Origin of the sequence: Pseudomonas botevensis (genome assembly GCF_019145475.1) — a bacterium.
GTDB classification, from domain to species: Bacteria; Pseudomonadota; Gammaproteobacteria; order Pseudomonadales; family Pseudomonadaceae; genus Aquipseudomonas; species Aquipseudomonas botevensis.
In genome coordinates, this window is the sequence record NZ_JAHTKI010000003.1 from 255,113 (window position 1) to 271,416 (window position 16,304).

General features: G+C 63.0%; 12 protein-coding genes. 5 read left to right on the forward strand and 7 right to left on the reverse strand.

Annotated elements, in window-relative coordinates; translation table 11 throughout:
* Position 1: 1 nt before the first annotated feature.
* Genes KVQ74_RS06690 through KVQ74_RS06705 form a run of 4 tightly spaced genes read right to left on the reverse strand, consistent with a single transcriptional unit; the run spans position 2 to position 7,750 of the window.
* Entirely contained in the window at positions 2 to 4,576 is a 4,575-nt protein-coding gene (locus tag KVQ74_RS06690) for an alpha-2-macroglobulin family protein (protein WP_217830203.1), read from the reverse strand.
* Complete coding sequence (locus KVQ74_RS06695) at positions 4,573 to 5,223, reverse strand: DUF1175 domain-containing protein (RefSeq protein WP_217830204.1); 651 nt, start codon at positions 5,221 to 5,223, stop codon at positions 4,573 to 4,575. Before KVQ74_RS06695 ends, KVQ74_RS06690 begins: the two co-directional genes overlap by 4 nt.
* Positions 5,208 to 6,920 carry a DUF2138 domain-containing protein gene (locus tag KVQ74_RS06700; protein WP_217830206.1) on the reverse strand — a complete coding sequence of 571 codons (1,713 nt, stop codon included), beginning with the start codon at positions 6,918 to 6,920 and terminating at the stop codon, positions 5,208 to 5,210. Before KVQ74_RS06700 ends, KVQ74_RS06695 begins: the two co-directional genes overlap by 16 nt.
* A 38-nt stretch (positions 6,921 to 6,958) precedes the next feature.
* Complete coding sequence (locus KVQ74_RS06705; RefSeq protein ID WP_217830208.1) at positions 6,959 to 7,750, reverse strand: YfaP family protein; 792 nt, start codon at positions 7,748 to 7,750, stop codon at positions 6,959 to 6,961.
* A gap of 278 nt (positions 7,751 to 8,028) precedes the next feature.
* Between KVQ74_RS06705 and KVQ74_RS06710 the strand changes: the two genes are divergently transcribed.
* From KVQ74_RS06710 to KVQ74_RS06730, 5 genes are all read left to right on the forward strand, one after another.
* Positions 8,029 to 9,174: a Fic family protein gene (locus tag KVQ74_RS06710; RefSeq protein WP_217830209.1), complete on the forward strand. Its 1,146-nt coding sequence runs from the start codon at positions 8,029 to 8,031 to the stop codon at positions 9,172 to 9,174.
* Positions 9,175 to 9,260: 86 nt separating this feature from the next.
* Positions 9,261 to 9,503 carry an exodeoxyribonuclease VII small subunit gene (locus KVQ74_RS06715; RefSeq protein ID WP_007894317.1) on the forward strand — a complete coding sequence of 81 codons (243 nt, stop codon included), beginning with the start codon at positions 9,261 to 9,263 and terminating at the stop codon, positions 9,501 to 9,503.
* On the forward strand, positions 9,500 to 10,387 hold the full coding sequence (gene ispA, locus KVQ74_RS06720; protein ID WP_217830210.1) for a (2E,6E)-farnesyl diphosphate synthase: 888 nt from the start codon (positions 9,500 to 9,502) through the stop codon (positions 10,385 to 10,387). Before KVQ74_RS06715 ends, ispA begins: the two co-directional genes overlap by 4 nt.
* Before the next feature lie 91 nt (positions 10,388 to 10,478).
* Complete coding sequence (gene dxs / locus KVQ74_RS06725) at positions 10,479 to 12,377, forward strand: 1-deoxy-D-xylulose-5-phosphate synthase (RefSeq protein ID WP_217830211.1); 1,899 nt, start codon at positions 10,479 to 10,481, stop codon at positions 12,375 to 12,377.
* A 146-nt stretch (positions 12,378 to 12,523) separates the two neighbouring features.
* A complete protein-coding gene (locus KVQ74_RS06730) occupies positions 12,524 to 14,383 on the forward strand; it encodes a TonB-dependent receptor domain-containing protein (protein ID WP_217830212.1) in 1,860 nt (619 codons plus the stop codon).
* A 63-nt stretch (positions 14,384 to 14,446) separates the two neighbouring features.
* Here the strand turns inward: KVQ74_RS06730 and KVQ74_RS06735 are convergent, their stop codons facing one another.
* Genes KVQ74_RS06735 through ribA form a run of 3 tightly spaced genes read right to left on the reverse strand, consistent with a single transcriptional unit; the run spans position 14,447 to position 16,280 of the window.
* Positions 14,447 to 15,247 (reverse strand): cobalamin-binding protein, encoded by an 801-nt coding sequence (locus KVQ74_RS06735; RefSeq protein ID WP_217830213.1) that lies wholly within the window; start codon positions 15,245 to 15,247, stop codon positions 14,447 to 14,449.
* Positions 15,247 to 15,666 carry an MFS transporter gene (locus KVQ74_RS06740; RefSeq protein WP_217830214.1) on the reverse strand — a complete coding sequence of 140 codons (420 nt, stop codon included), beginning with the start codon at positions 15,664 to 15,666 and terminating at the stop codon, positions 15,247 to 15,249. The genes KVQ74_RS06735 and KVQ74_RS06740 overlap by 1 nt, the downstream gene beginning before the upstream one ends.
* The gene (ribA, locus tag KVQ74_RS06745; protein WP_217830215.1) at positions 15,663 to 16,280 is read right to left on the reverse strand and encodes a GTP cyclohydrolase II; all 618 of its coding nucleotides are present in this window, start codon (positions 16,278 to 16,280) and stop codon (positions 15,663 to 15,665) included. The genes KVQ74_RS06740 and ribA overlap by 4 nt, the downstream gene beginning before the upstream one ends.
* Between the last annotated feature and the right edge of the window lie 24 nt (positions 16,281 to 16,304).

The following is a 16,304-nucleotide window of genomic DNA, read 5'->3' on the forward strand; positions in this document are numbered from 1 at the left end:
GTCAGTTGACCGTGACCTGGCCGAGGGCGGCTTTCGCTTCCTGGGCCTGATGCTCTGGCGCATAGACCTGAGTGAATCGCACCGGCGGCAGGTTGAACTGGCCTTTCTGCGAGAAGCGCACCAGATGGCGCAGACGCAACTCACCGCTCAGCGCATCCACCGGCACCGCGTAGGCCAGTTGCCCCGGCTCGAAGCGCGCCTTCTCCAGCGCCGTCGGCTCGGTGCCGTCCTTGCCCTGCAACTTGATGCCCCAGGTGGTGCGCTCAACATCGGCGCCCGGCGGCAGCGGCACTTCGAGCATGCCGTAGCGCAGCGGTTTCGCCGTTTTGCCGGTGAGGATCACTTCGTCCAGGTACAGACTGTCGCTGGACAGCGGTTTAGTGCCGACCGGCTCCAGTTTGAAAGTGAACGCTTCGTCGCCCGGCACCAGACGCGACAAGCGGCGGGTGATGGTCACCGGCACCGGCTCGGCGGCCGGTTGCCGCGTCTGGAAACTCAGCGCCGCGCGCAGCGGACGCTCTTGAGTGCCGGACACCGACAACACGCTCGGCACTGGCGGGGTGCCCTGCCACGTCCAATACATCTCGCCGGTCGCCCCGTAGTTTTTCTTCCAGCCTTCGCCCGGTGCCAGTGCGATGGTCGGCGAGGCCTGGGCGATGCTGCGTTGCAGCCAGGTCAGCGCCAGCGCGCGCTCCAGGGTCGATTGTTGCGGCAGCAGACGTTGCAGCAACGCCGTCGCACGCGCCTGATCGAACGCTTGCAGCGACAAATTCAGCGCCTCGGCAAACGGCTGCGAACTGACCGACAGACGCTGTTGCGCGGCGCCCACCTGACGATTGAACGCGTCCGGCAAAGCGACTTTCGACTGCGTTGCCAACGAAGCGGTCAGCACCCGCGCCGCCGCCAGCCCAAGCGCCGAATCCGGATCGCCCATCACCAGGCTGTATTCGCCGTCGTCCATCAGGGTTTCGGCAGTGCCCTCGCCGGCCTTCGCCAGATCGTCCATCAAACCGCTGAGCAGGGTGTTGACCGGCAGATGCATCTGTTTGGCGAACGACAGAATCAACGCCCGTTGCAGCAACGGCGTATTCGGCGCCTGCTTGGCGTAGACCTCCAGCACCCGCTGCCAATGCTCCGGTGGCAGGGTCAGCTCCAGCACCCGACTGGCGTTCCAGTCGGCGTAGTAGGCGTAGGCGGTCAGGAATGCATCCGGCTCACCGTCATAACCCCACCAGGTAAAGCTCGCCGACGGTCCGGCCATTTGCACCAGCCGCAGACGGCTGTTCTGCATGATCAAACGCAGGCGGTCACGGGTCTGCGGACTCGACGCCAGCGACGGATAAGCGATGCTCAGCGGCAGCAAACGGCTGGCGGTCTGTTCGACGCCGCCGTACGGATAGCTCAGCAGATCATCGAGGGCCGAACGGAACAGCGCTTGCGGGCTGTCGTCCAGGCGCAGGCGAATATCGGTGGCGTCCGCCGGCAGGCTCAACGGCGTATCGCCGCTCGCCACATCGAGGCTCTGGGCCTGGGTGACTTGCCAGCCTTCGCCGGTCGCGGTCAGGCGCACGGCGAGGGCGTCAGCGGTCTTGCCGTCCAGCACCAGCTCCGCCGTCCACTCGCCGGTTGCCAGGGCAAACGCGGGCAGCGGCAGGTAATTGATGCCGCTGTTGAGCGTCACCGGCAGACGCTGTTCGGCGCCAGCATAGTGAGTCACCAGTTCAGCCTTGACCGGTTTTTCCGCCTGGTTGAACGCGAACACACCAAGTTGCGGCTGATCGCCCTGGCGGAATTTGCTCGGCCCGCTCCACTTCAGGTACAGCGGTTTTTCCGAGCGGACGAACTGCTTCTTCTGCCCGACCTGACCGTCGTCGGCAATCGCCCGCGCGGTGATGCGCCAGCGGGTCAGCGAGTCCGGCATCTTGAAGGTGAAACGGGTCTTGCCGTTGGCGTCGGTCAGCAACTCCGGCTGCCACGCGGCGGTGTCGACGTCTTCACGACGCGGCCGCTCCAGCACTTTCACCCCGCGTTCGCTGCGATTGGCCTTGCCCGGCGCGCCGGGGCTGCCCGGCAGCGCGACGTCGTAACTGATGAACGACAGACTGGCGCTGGTGCGCACGTTGTTGCGACGCGGGTGGTAGAAGAACTGGTCGATGGTCGGCGCGACTTCCGGTTGCAGCGCATAGACCATTTCGTCGACCACGCTGACCGTCAGGTGCGCCGGCACCGCTTTGCCGGCGAACAGTGTGGTCAGGTCGACGGTGACGGTGTCGCCCGGCTGATAGACCGGTTTATCCGTGCTGATCGCCACATCGATCTGCGGCGCGACGACCTTGATCCCGGCGTTCTGGAAGCTGTACTGACCGCCCTTGGTGTAGAGCACGGAGAAGGTCAGGTTCGGTGCGAAGTTGTCCTTTACCGCAATGCGTGCGCGGTATTGGGTGTCGCTGAGTTTTTCCAGTTTCAACCAGTCGGCACCTTTGGCCAGCAGCGCGGTGGCTTCGACCTTGTCACGTTCCAGCGACAGCAGCGCATCGCTCACCGGCTCCGGGAAAGTGATCAGCGCCAGCGCTTCGTCGCCGGCCTTGTACTCGGGTTTGTCGAGGACGATTTCCACGGTGCCCGGTACGGCTTTGACGCCTTCACCAGTGACCGAATGCCCGGTGGCCCCGAGCACCCGGCCATGTTGATCGTTAAGTGTCAGGTTGTACGTGCCCGGACGCTCGAAGGCCACGCTGAAACCTTTGTCGGTCGCCGCGAGTTTGCCTTCGCCGGTGCTCTGGTCTTCCAGGCGCACCCAACTGTAGCTGCTCGGGGTCACCGCTTTGGCCTGCTCGCTCCCACCCTCGTTGGCGTAGCTGAACGCAACCTTGTCACCGACTGCACTGAAACGCTGCGGCGCGCTCAGGCGGAAACTCGCAGCGCCACGGTCGATAAGGATTTCCTTGGTGGTCTTGACCCGATACGCCGCGCCATCGCTGGCGAACACGGTGAGCATGTAACGGCTCGGTTTGTCGGCGGCCGGCAGGTCGAGGCTCGCATTGCCTTTGCTGTCGGTGGTCAGCTCGGTGCTGGTCAGCTCGATCGGGAATTGCCCGAGGTATTGCAGCTCGTTGTCGACCATCGACAATTGCTGGGCACGCAGGCTCAGGCTCAGTTTGGCGTTCGCCACCGGCTTGCCGTCCGGGTACAGCAGCACCAGGCTGCCCTTCACCGGCTCGCCGGTGCGGTAATCCTGCTTGGCCAGGTTCAGCGAGATTTCGAAATGCGGCTTGATGTACTCGGCCACGCGGAAGGCGCTGCTGTAGGCCTGATCCTTGTAGTTGAACCGGATCTCGTAACCACCGGCCACGGCGTTGTCCGGCAACTGGAAACGACCTTGCGTACCGGCCTTGGAATCGAGATTCAGATCGAGGCGCTGCAACTCGGTGCCAGTGGCATCGAGCACGCTGACGCTGACATCCGCCGCGCCCGGCGCGACCGAATCCCGCGCATTCTTGAACTCGCGGCCAACGATTTTCAGCGACACCCAATCCCCCGGCCGGTACAGCGGCCGGTCGGTGAAGGCATAGAGTTTGGTGTCGTAGATTTCGCTGTCGTAATAGAAGTTCTCGGAGACGAACACCCCGCCCTCTTCGTCCTCGCCGATCACGAACGAACGCTCGGGGCTGACGTGTTTCAGGCGCAGCAAACCATCGGTGTCGGTGGCGCCGCTGCTCATCACACCGAGGCCGTCGGTCCACAGCACATTGACCTTCGGCACCGAACTGCCTTCGTGCTTGCGCGCAGCCCACACCAGCAGTTCATCGCCGGCAATCTTGCTCACCGCCACGGTGTTGGAAACGAAGACCATCGTGGTCGCGCGGTATTTGCCGACCAGCGCTTCAACCAGATACAGCCCCGGTTTCAACTGCCCCAGCGGGATATACACGTTGCCCGGCGCGACGCTGACGAACTCACTGGAGGAGCCGGCCAGTTTCACCCCTTCCGGCGGCTGGATCGGTTTGGCCTGCCACAGTGGATAACGAAACTGACTGACCACCGGCAGACCCGGAATCAGCGCGAATTGCGGTTGCGCGTCGTAAGGCGTTGGCGCGGCGATGGCATTGCCCATCTTCAGTTCCGGCACTTCCTCGGTGACTTGTTTACGCGATTCGTAGGAAAACGCCCGCTGCATCACCCGACGAGACTTGCGATACCAGTTGTCCCACAGGTACGCGAGGGTGTTGGACAGGCCTTCGCCCTTGAACTGACCGTCGCTGACCACCCGATGCAGGTTCTTCTGGCGCTTGAGGAAGTCCAGCGGCTTGTCGATCCGGTACACGCGGATATCGGCGCCGCCATAAGGCTCCATGCGGAAGCGACGGTAATCGCGACCCGGCGCTTCGAGACGCACCATCGCCTGTTCGTCGCTGGCGAAGCTGCTGTCGGCCAGCAGGAAGAAACTCTCACCGGACACCGGCGTATAACCGCTCGGCTCCACCGAGTCTTCGGCGTTGACGGTCGCCAGTGGCAGCAACAGCGCCAGCAGCAAAGGAATTTTTGAGCAAATGCGCAGCATGCGGGCACCGGTCATTGGGTGAGAAAGTTCAGTCGATAGACGCCGATGAAGTTGGGGTTGGCTGCGTCGGGTATCCATCGGGTGTCCTTCCATGTCATGAGTTGTTGCAGGCTTGCCGAACGCATGCCGTTGTCGGTGGGGGTCGTGGTGCCGGTGTGATAGGCGATGTAGCGGCCCATCCAGATCATCAGGTGCTGGTCGTCGCCCTGATCGAAAAACATCAGATCGCCGGGACGTGCCTGGGACACGTCGCGGCCGACCAGATGACTGTTGAACTGAATCAACTTGATCGCGTTGACGTACGGCCCGACCTTGCCGCCGCCCTGCTGCCATTGCTGGGCGAGCTTGCGTTGCTCGCTGCTCAGCGACAGCTCCGGCGGCAGGTAACGATTGGACAGGCCATTGCTGCGCAGCCATTTGTCGTCATGGACTTTCAGCGCTTCATTGGCGGCGAAACGCACCAGGCCCGCGCAGTCCTGCTGATACCAGCGCGGGCTCGGCCCCTGGCTCAATTGCTCCTGGGCGATGCGCACGAACCAGGCGCGGAACACCTGCGACTGTGCCGGGTCCAGTGCGGGCGCTTCAGTCGCGCGGACAGTGGCGCTCAACAGCAGCGCCAGCAGGCCAAGGCTGCGGATCAGTGTCGTCACAGCGCTTTCCATTCCAGCGGCAGCCATTGCCAGTGGCCGTCAGGCTCGCTGCCTTCGGGCAGGGTCAGGGCGTATTTGCCGTAGCCGCCGAGTGTGCGCAGCTTAGGGATCAGGTAGGTTTGCGCGGCGTTGTAGAACACCGGCTCCATGTCCTGCGGCAGGCTGTCGAGGGTTTCCTGCTGCATCAGTTGGGCGATGGAGTCCGGGCCGAAGTAGATCGGCATCAGCACATCCTTCGGCAACACGTCGGCCATCGGCGGGAAACGCTTGTCGAGGGTGCCGAGGGCCTTGTCGACCAGTTTGTCGTCGAGGGAAAACAGCAGCGTCGAACCATGCCGGGCGAGGCTGACTTTCATGAAGGCGCGACCACTGATCGCGTCCGGGTTCTCGGCATCCTTGGCCGCGTACTGGCCGAAGTTCGAGCTGACCTGGCGCTGCCACAGGTGGCTTGGGCCTTGTTGCTTCTCGACCACCGGGAACGCATGTTCATCGACATTGCTCTCGTAGGCGCCAACCATCGAACCGAACAGCGTGCCGAGGTCGCCATCGAGCTGACTGCTGTCCTCGTCCTTCAGGCTGGCGACCAGCAATGGCGTGTACAGCCGCGAGTCGGCGTACCAGCACAGGCCCGCCGCGCCGGCCACATGCTCGGTGAGCTTCTGCGCCACCGCTTCGTCGGCGCCAAGCTTCACCAGCAACGGTTTCTGCGGTTCGGCGGCGACCGGCAGGGTCACGCAGGCACTGGCGCCCAGCGGCATGGCCTGCCAGACCGGTTTGAAGTCGAAGTCCGGCTGGTCTTCCAGTTCATCCATGGCGAGAAAGCTGTGCCAGCCCTTGTCATCCATGTCGAAACGCACGCCGGCGAAGTTCGGAATGAAACGCTGGTAACCCATTGCCAGCACGCTTGAGTTGACCGACAGGCGTTGTTTGATTTCCGGGGTTTTGGCCGGCAGGCCGAACGCTTCGGGGAACAGTTTTTCGCCGCTGAGCAGCGCCGCCAGCGCTTGCGGCGAGACATGGCCCGGCTCGTCAGAAGGGCCGCTGTCCGGCTCGTAGTATTTGGCCGGGTTCGACAGCACCACCAGTTTGTTGCCGTGAGAGGCGAACAGCAGCGATTTGCTGGCGTTATAGCTGAGCTGGTACAGCGCCACGCTGTCGCCGCCGACCTTGAGTTCGCCCAACTGGCTCAGTTGCGAATCATCCAGCGCCACTTTCGCCAATGGCTCCAGCACTTTGGCCAGGCCGCCGCGATCCATCACCAGCAGAAAATCCTTCAAGCGCCCGTCAGCCCCGCGCCACAGTGCGACGTCCGCCGGTTGGTCGAAGAGTTGCTCGATCAGGCTGTCCTGCAACTTCAGGTCGTGTTCGTAGATGATCCGGCGCAGGCTGCCGATCAGGCCGAGGCGATCGGCGTGGGTTTCGTAATAGAAAACGAAATCTTCGGTGAGCGTGGCCTTGAGGAACGGCACCGCCAGCAGGTCCTTGGGCAACTGGCTCAGGGAGCGGGTTTCCAGCAGGGCGTCCGGGCGGCTCAGGCCGAGCTTGTCACTGGCCAGCTCCGCCGGCGGCGCCTTCGGCTTGTGCATAAACCAGCCAAGACCACCGGCCACGCCAGCCACCAGGCACAGCCCGGCCAACAGCAACGGCCAGCGCCGGGGAGATTGGCCGGCAGGTGTCGGGACGGCCGGAGAAGCAGCGTTATCACTCATGTTCACAAAACCCGAAGTTCATCCGTGGAGCGGGATGCTTAATAGTTGAAAGTCTTGACCAGCAGCAGATCACCGATGGCCCGCAGGGGCACGATGAACGTTTCGCGTTTTTCGTCGACGGTGTTTTCGTTGAGCACCAGCGTGATTTGCGAGGTGATGACCTCGTTCTGGTTGCTGGTCTCCTCGAAGTTATAGCCGCCGTTGCCGAAGTTGCCCCAATAGTTGACGTAAACCAGATAAGTGCCATGCAGCGGCGCGGTCATGGTGAACATTTCCGGGCCGGGGCCGTCGACACCGTCCGGGTCGAGGCCGCCGCCATTGCTCATGGCCGGCCGCGCCCAAAAGGCGTGCTGGCCGTCAGGCGTAATGACGTGCAGGTCAAGTTCGGCTTTAGGATCGTCCCAGCCCAGCACCACGCGGATTCGCGCCGGGGTGCGCAAATTGTTGGCTTCGTAGAATTGCACGCGCTTGAGCGACTGGCCCTCGGCGCTGATCACTTCGACGCTGTTGGAGCCGGCGCCGAACGCATACGGCCGGGCGAAACGCCCCTCGTCGTCGGTGTACAGGTTCAGTGGATTGCCATTGACCGCCAGGCTGTGGGGCGGGCGCATGTGACCGATGGCCTTGAGCTGGCCCTGGATCATCGTGCGATTGCGTTGAATGCCGCGATCAATGGGCGGCGTCGGGTAGGCGACCTGCGGATTTTCCGTGCGGTCGAGCAAGCCGTGATAACGCCAGCCGCCCACCGGCTCGGACAGCTCGGCACTTGGCGCAGCCAGCAGCGCGGGCGCGCAGGCAAGCCCGATCAGCAGCAAAAGAAATGAACGCATGTAACGCCTCCTGCCATGCCTGAACGAAACCTTGCACCCGATCCTCGGCGCTTCACAGCGGTCAACCCTGCGTTTCGTCTGAAAGACCCGTGACTATCGGGTCGTAGAAGGCGCGAAGATTAGCGATTCGGCAGTTTTTTAACAATCGGATACATCTGGATCTGCGGTGGGAATCACGCCACCGGATAGACACTGAGCCGAATAGGCGTCATATTCGGCTCACAAAATGAGCCGAATAACTTATTTATTCGGCTCACGCACTCAGGACAAGCATTTGAATGGCAACTCTCTGGATCTGGCAGCAGCCCGACTGGCCCGACTTCAACTGGCAGACAGAACGCCTCGCTTCGTTGTTGCGCGAATGCGTACAGGCGCAAGGTCAACTGATGGGTATGGCCGGATCAGTGAGCAAATCCTTGAGTGCCCAGACGGAACTTGATGCCCTGCTGCAAAACATCGTGACCTCCTCGGCCATCGAGGGCGAGCAACTGAATGTCGGTTCAGTGCGTTCGTCGCTGGCTCGACGTTTGGGCCTGGAGCTACTCGATGGCGATAAGGTCAGTCAACGTAGCGAAGGGCTGGCACAACTGATGTTCGACGCCACCCGGCGCTTCTCCGAACCGCTGACGACAGACCGCCTGCTGGAATGGCATGGGTGGTTGTTTCCAAATCAGGACGAAGGACTTTTCTCACGCCCGATCAATGTCGGTGAATTGCGCGGTGATGAGCCAATGCAAGTGGTGTCCGGCCGTATCGATCGGCCCACCGTGCATTTCGAAGCGCCCCCCCGTCAAGGCCTCGAACGGCAACTGGAGCAATTCCTCGAGTGGTTCGAAACCAGCCAGAGCCAGTCAACGCTGGATCCCTTGTTGCGCGCAGGTATCGCTCACTTCTGGTTCGTCACATTGCACCCGTTCGACGACGGTAACGGTCGCCTCACCCGCACGATCACCGATCTGGCACTGGCTCAGGGCGAAGCCCAGGCCATCCGCTTCTACGCTATGTCAGCCAGCATTCTCGATGATCGCGCCGGTTACTACCGGATACTGGAGTCAAGCCAGAAAGCCACGCTGGACATCACCGCATGGCTCATGTGGTTTCTGCAGACGCTGTTGCAAAGCCTGCAACAGGCGATCGCACGGATTGAAAGCGTGCTGGGCAAGACCCGGTTCTGGCAGGCCCACCGTACGTCGGAGCTTTCGACGGAACAGATCAAAGTGCTCAATCGCTTGCTCGACGGCGGTGAGCGCAGCTTCGAGCACGGCATCAGCGCGGCGCAGTATCAGTCCGTGGCGAAAGTGTCCAAAGCCACGGCGACCCGCCATCTGGCGGAGTTGCTGGAAAAGGGTTGCCTGCAACGCTTGCCGGGAGGCGGACGCAGTACGCGCTATCAGATCGCTTACCCGGATCGGGCCTTGAATTGAGGCTTTTTGGCGGGGGCGCTCATTTGCCCATAAACCCCCTATCTGCTAGTGTCGCGCCGGTTTAACGTCAACCGGAATTAGCCGCTATGGCCCGCAAAAAAGCTGCACTGGATTTCGAACAATCCCTCGCCGACCTGCAAACGCTGGTGGAGCGTCTGGAGAATGGTGAATTGTCGCTGGAGGACTCGCTGACCGCTTTCGAGCAGGGCATCGGTCTGACCCGTGACTGCCAGGCGGCGCTGGCCCAGGCCGAGCAGAAAGTCCAGGTGTTGCTGGAGCGCGATGGCGAACTGGCGGAAGAACCCTTCGATGCGGATCAGCCAGAATGATTGCAGCGTATTCGGCCACCAGCCAGGCGCGGGTCAACGCCGCCCTGGAGCTTCTGTTCAAAGCACCGCTGCCGGAACTGGCGCGTCTTTACGAGGCCATGCACTACAGCGTGATGATCGGCGGCAAACGGGTGCGTCCACTGCTGGCCTATGCCGCGTGCGAAGCCCTCGGCGGCAAGGCCGAACAGGCCAACGGCGCGGCGTGCGCGTTGGAGCTGATCCACGCGTATTCGCTGGTGCACGATGATTTGCCGGCGATGGACGACGACGATCTGCGTCGCGGCCAGCCAACCACTCACAAGAAATTCGATGAAGCTTGCGCGATCCTGGCCGGCGACGGCTTGCAGAGCCTGGCATTCAGCGCCCTGCTCGACCCGCGTCTGAGCGATCTGAGCGCGGACATCCGCCTGCAACAGGTCACGGCGCTGGCGCACGCTGCGGGCCCGGCCGGCATGGTCGGCGGTCAGGCCATCGACCTCGGTTCGGTCGGCCTCAAGCTTGATCAGAAAGCGCTGGAACAGATGCACCGGCACAAGACCGGCGCGCTGATCGAAGTCAGCGTCAAACTCGGCGCCCTGGCCAGCGGCCGTGCCGAGAAGGACGAGCTCAAGTCCCTGCAGACTTATGCACAGGCCATCGGTCTGGCGTTCCAGGTGCAGGACGACATTCTCGACGTCGAAAGCGATACCGAAACCCTCGGCAAACGCCAGGGCGCCGACATCGCCCGCGACAAACCCACCTACCCGGCCCTGCTCGGCCTCGATGCGGCCAAGGCCTACGCCTTGGAACTGCGTGATCAGGCCCTGCACGCACTGCGACCGTTTGACGCGGCCGCCGAACCCTTGCGCGATCTGGCCCGGTATATCGTCGATCGCCGCCACTGAAGGCGATTGCGCCAAAAAAGACCAACGCGTGGGCAGGGGGCGATGCATCAGGTAAACTGCCGCATCTTTTATACCTATAACGATTCGCCTGATGCCCACGACGTTTCATGAGATTCCCCGCAAGCGCCCGACCACGCCCCTGCTCGACCGCGCGAAGACGCCGGACGGCCTGCGCCGGTTAGGCGAAGCCGAGCTGGAAACCCTGGCCGATGAGTTGCGCCTGGAATTGCTCTACACGGTCGGCCAGACCGGTGGGCATTTCGGTGCCGGCCTGGGCGTCATTGAGCTGACCATCGCGTTGCATTACGTCTTCGACACCCCGGACGACCGGCTGGTGTGGGACGTCGGTCATCAGGCGTATCCGCACAAGATCCTCACCGGCCGCCGCGAGCGCATGGAAAGCCTGCGTCAGAAAGACGGCATCGCCGCTTTCCCGCGCCGTTCCGAGAGCGAGTACGACACCTTCGGCGTCGGTCACTCCAGTACCTCGATCAGCGCTGCGCTGGGCATGGCAATCGCCGCCCGCCTGCAAAACAGCGAGCGCAAGGCGATCGCCGTGATCGGTGACGGCGCGCTGACCGCCGGCATGGCGTTCGAGGCGCTGAACCACGCGCCTGAAGTCGACGCCAACATGCTGGTGATCCTCAACGACAACGACATGTCGATCTCGCGCAACGTCGGCGGTCTGTCGAACTATCTGGCGAAAATCCTTTCCAGCCGCACCTACGCGAGCATGCGCGAGGGCAGCAAGAAAGTCCTGTCGCGCCTGCCCGGCGCCTGGGAAATCGCCCGCCGCACCGAAGAATACGCCAAGGGCATGCTGGTTCCCGGCACCCTGTTCGAAGAGCTGGGCTGGAACTACATCGGCCCGATCGACGGCCACGACCTGCCGACCCTGATCGCCACCCTGCGCAACATGCGCGATCTGAAAGGTCCGCAGTTCCTGCACATCGTCACCAAGAAAGGCAAAGGCTTCGCCCCGGCGGAAGTCGACCCGATCGGCTATCACGCAATCACCAAGCTCGAACCGCTGGACGCCCCGGCCACCGCGCCGAAGAAGGCTGGCGGGCCGAAGTACTCGGCGGTGTTCGGTGAGTGGCTGTGCGACATGGCCGCCGCCGACCCGCGTCTGGTGGGCATCACTCCGGCGATGAAGGAAGGCTCGGACCTGGTGGCGTTCAGCGAACGCTTCCCGCTGCGCTACTTCGACGTGGCGATTGCCGAACAGCACGCGGTGACTCTGGCCGCCGGCATGGCCTGCGAAGGCTCGAAACCGGTGGTGGCCATCTACTCGACATTCCTGCAACGCGGCTACGACCAACTGGTCCACGACGTGGCCGTGCAGAACCTCGACGTGCTGTTCGCCATCGACCGCGCCGGTCTGGTGGGCGAAGACGGCCCGACCCACGCCGGCAGTTTCGACCTGTCGTTCCTGCGTTGCATCCCGGGCATGGTCATCATGACCCCGAGCGACGAGAACGAACTGCGCAAGATGCTCAGCACCGGCCACCTGTACAACGGCCCGGCGGCCGTGCGTTATCCGCGCGGCAGCGGCCCGAACGCGGCCATCGAGAAAGACCTTGAACCGATCGAAATCGGCAAGGGCGTGGTGCGCCGCCAGGGCAGCAAGGTCGCCCTGCTGGTGTTCGGCGTGCAACTGGCCGAAGCGCTGAAAGTCGCCGAGAAACTCGATGCGACCGTCGTCGACATGCGCTTCGTCAAACCGCTGGATGAAGCCCTGGTGTGCGAAATCGCCGACAGCCACGACCTGCTGGTGACCCTCGAAGAGAACGCGATCATGGGCGGAGCCGGTGGCGCGGTCAGCGAGTTCCTCGCGCGGGAGAACATCCTCAAGTCGATGCTGCACCTGGGCCTGCCGGACATCTACGTCGAGCACGCCAAACCGGCGCAGATGCTCGCCGAGTGCGGACTGGACGAAGCCGGGATCGAAGCCTCGATCCGCGAACGCCTGGCCTTGCTCGACAAGTAAACACGAAACCCTGTGGGAGCGGGCTTGCCCGCGAAGACGGACGGTCAGTCGAAGCAATCTGGACTGACACACCGCTTTCGCGAGCAATCCCGCTCCCACAGTCGTTTGTGCAGCCTCCAAAATTCAATTCGCCTCACGGATCACCGATGAACCTCCCGCGCTACGCCCTGCCCCTCTTCCTGCTGCCTGCCACCAATGTCCTCGCCGACACCTTCGAGCGCGATCAGGCCCTGAAGCTGCCGGACGTGGTGATCAGCGCCAATCGCCAGGTCGAGGCGCGCAACGACAGCAGCGCGGCCAACACCGTGTTCACCCGCGAGGACATCGACCGCCTGCAACCGCGCAGTGTCACCGACCTGCTGCAGCGCGTGCCGGGCGTGCAAGTGGCGCAGGCCGGCGGGCGTGGCAGTCTGCCGGGGATCTACATTCGCGGCACGCAATCGGCGCAGAGCCTGGTGCTGGTGGACGGCCAGCGTATCGGCAACGCGACTTCCGGCGACAGCAACCTGCAACATCTCAACATCGAGCAGATCGAACGGGTTGAAGTGTTGCGCGGTTCACGCTCGGTGATTTACGGCAGCGACGCGATTGGCGGGGTGATTCAGATCTTCACCCGGCGCGGCAGCGAACAAGGCTTGCAGCCACGGATGCACATCGGTTTCGGCAGCAACCAGACCTGGGAGCGCAGCCTGGGTCTGTCCGGTGGCGACGAGCAAACCCGCTTCAACCTCGGCGCCAGCCTCGATGAAACCGCCGGGATCGACCGCTCGCACCAGTCCTATCCCAGCGACAGCGATCACGATGCCTACCGCAACCGGTCGGTCAGCCTGAGCCTTAGCCATGCGCTGAGCGACGACATCGAAATCGGCGCCAACCTGCTGGATAACCACGGCAAAAGCGAATTCGACAGCCCATTCGGGCCGTCCCAGCAGCAGCCCTACAGCGATTTCGACGTCAGCAGCCTCAGCAGCTACGTCGATGCCCGGGTCAACGAAACCTGGAAAACCCGCCTCGAGTTCGGCCACAGCGAAAACCGCGAAAAGACCTTCGACAAGCTCAACGACGAACGTTCGGTGTTCAATACCTACCGCGACTCGGTGACCTGGCAGAACGATTTGACCCTGGACGCACGCAACAGCCTGATCCTGGGCGGCGACTGGTACGAAGACCGGGTCAACAGCAGCACCGCATTCGATGAGGACAGCCGCTGGAACCGCGCAGCGTTTATCCAGCACCGTTATCAGGCCGACAGTTTCTCCACGGAGCTGGGCCTGCGTCACGACGACAACCAGCAGTTCGGCAGCCAGAACACCTGGAGCGGCACGTTCACCCTGCCGCTGAACCCGGACAACGATGTGTTGCTGAGCTACAGCGAAGGCTTTCGCGCGCCGACCTTCAACAACCTGTATTACCCGCTTTTCAGCAACCCGAATCTGAAACCGGAGACATCGAAAAGCTACGAACTGCAATGGCGCAGCCAGCTCAGCGACAGCAGCCGCCTGGAAGCTTCGCTGTACCGGACCGATCTGCAGGACGCGATCATCTTCGGCAGCGACTCACGTCCGCAGAACGTTGCCTCGGCGCGAATCAACGGTTTTGAAGCGGCGCTGAAACAGGAACTGTTCGACTGGCAGAGCAACCTCGGCGTGGCAATCATCGATCCCCGCGACCGTGACAGCGGCCACACCCTCACCCGTCGGGCCCGCCGCACAGTGAGCTGGGATCTGGATCGGCAATTCGACCGCCTCGGCCTCGGCGCCAGTTGGCAGGCCGTGAGCGGCAGTTACGACGATATCGACAACACCCGGCGATTGGGCGGCTATGCCCTGTTCGGACTGCGTGGCAGTTGGGCGCTGAGCCGTGAGATCAAACTGGATCTGAAGGTCGACAACGTGCTGGACAAGAATTACAGCCGCGCGCTGTACAGCCATGACGGGAGTCAGTACGGCTATCGCGAAGAAGGTCGGGCCTTTATGTTCGGGGTGACCTGGACGCCGGAAATCTGACCGGGAATCTGCATCGTCAGGACTGGCCTCTTCGCGGGCTGCTCGCGAAGAGGCCGCGCGGTTTCAGCGCCCAGGCGCGATCAATTGGCAGAGCCTGGCCGTTGCTTCAATCATCTGCCCGCTCGGCCGCTCCAGACCTTTATCGGTCACCAACAGCAACTGCCCGCGCTTCACCGCCGCCACTTGTGGCCAGGCTTTCCACGCGTCGAGTTGAGCCTGATCCCCCGCCAGAATCACCTCGGGATTACGCTGTAACACCGCTTCGACGCTGACCTGCGGCGCCGGCAGTTGCAGATCGGCAAACACATTGCTTGCGCCGCAGACATCAAGCGCAGCACTGATAATCTGCCCGCCCCCCACGGTGTACAGCGGCTTGTCCCAGACCTGGTAGAACACCTGCAACGGCGTGTCCCGGTGATAGCGCTGGCGCAGTTCGTTCAGCCGCTGGCGCAGATCCGTCGCCAGTTTCAGCCCGCGCTCGGGGCGGCCCAATTGTCCGGCAATACCTTCAATCTGCGTGGTCAGTTGGTCGAAGTCATGGGGTTCGGCGACGTAGGTGGGAATGTTCAGACGCTTGAGCTGATCGCGCTGGGCCGGCCCGACACTGCCGGGCCAGAGCAGCACCAGATCGGGTTTCAGGCTCAGCAGACGTTCGATATCGAGCTGACCGTAGCGGCCCACCGAAGGCACATCCTTGAGCGCGGCCGGACGTTCGCCGGCATCCAGCACGCCTACCAGCAGGCCGGCGGAGTCCAGCTCAACAACGATTTCAGACAGGGACGGCGCGAGGCTGACCACCCGCAGCGCGGCCAGGCTCGGCGCGCTTGCGGCCAGCAGCAGAACCGCCAGCCACAGGCGACGCATCAGCCGAGTTGACGCGGGATACGGTAGAGGTAGAACAGCACCGCAGTGGACAGCGCCAGCAGCATCACCGGCACCGCCTCGAGGCCGACGAACACCGCCAGCGCACCGATCCACGCCGGCAGCGCCGCGGCGAGAAACGCCGTGCGACGACGGGCCGCCAGTTCAATCCAGGCAGCGGGCTCAGCGGGGGTATCTAGGGATTTTTGCGTGGCGATCAGTGCATGTTTGTAGCGGCCGAAAAACTTCAGGCTGACAAACATCGAGGCCACGCCGGCGATGAACAACGGCATCGCCAGCATCGGCAGAATCCCCTCTCCCTGGCCGAACAAACCGTTGAGCACGAACAGCGGGACCAGCGCCAGCGCGAGGTATTTCCACCAGGCGACCGACAAGCGGCGGCGAACCTGTCCACGCGTCACGAATGATCGACCTCGCCTTGATGCTCGTTGCCCATCATGTGGTCGAGCTTGTCGGCTTTGGTCGCCAGATAGAGTTTGTTGTGCGGATTGTGCCCGGTGTGCAGCGGCACGCGCTCGGCGACGACCACACCCATGTCGGTCAATGCTTTGACCTTGCGCGGGTTGTTGGTCATCAGACGCACGGACTTCACGCCCAGATGCTCGAGCATCGGCAGGCACATGGAGTATTCACGCTGGTCGGCGGCGAAGCCCAGGCGCTCGTTGGCTTCCACGGTGTCGGCGCCGCCGTCCTGCAATTCATAGGCGCGGATCTTGTTCAGCAGACCGATGCCACGACCTTCCTGGCGCAAGTACAGCAACACACCACGACCTTCACGGGCGATCGCCTTGAGGGCGGCTTCCAGTTGCGAGCCGCAGTCGCAACGCTGGCTGAACAAGGCATCACCGGTCAGGCATTCGGAGTGCAACCGGCCGAGTACCGGGGCACCGTCGGCAACCTCACCCAGGCTCAGCACGACGTGCTCGCGGCCGGTGGCTTCATCGAGAAAACCGTGCATGGTGAATTGCGCAAAAGGCGTTGGCAGCTTGGAAGCGGCGACAAAAACGACAGGCACCGGTGTGCTCCTGATCTAAAAGTC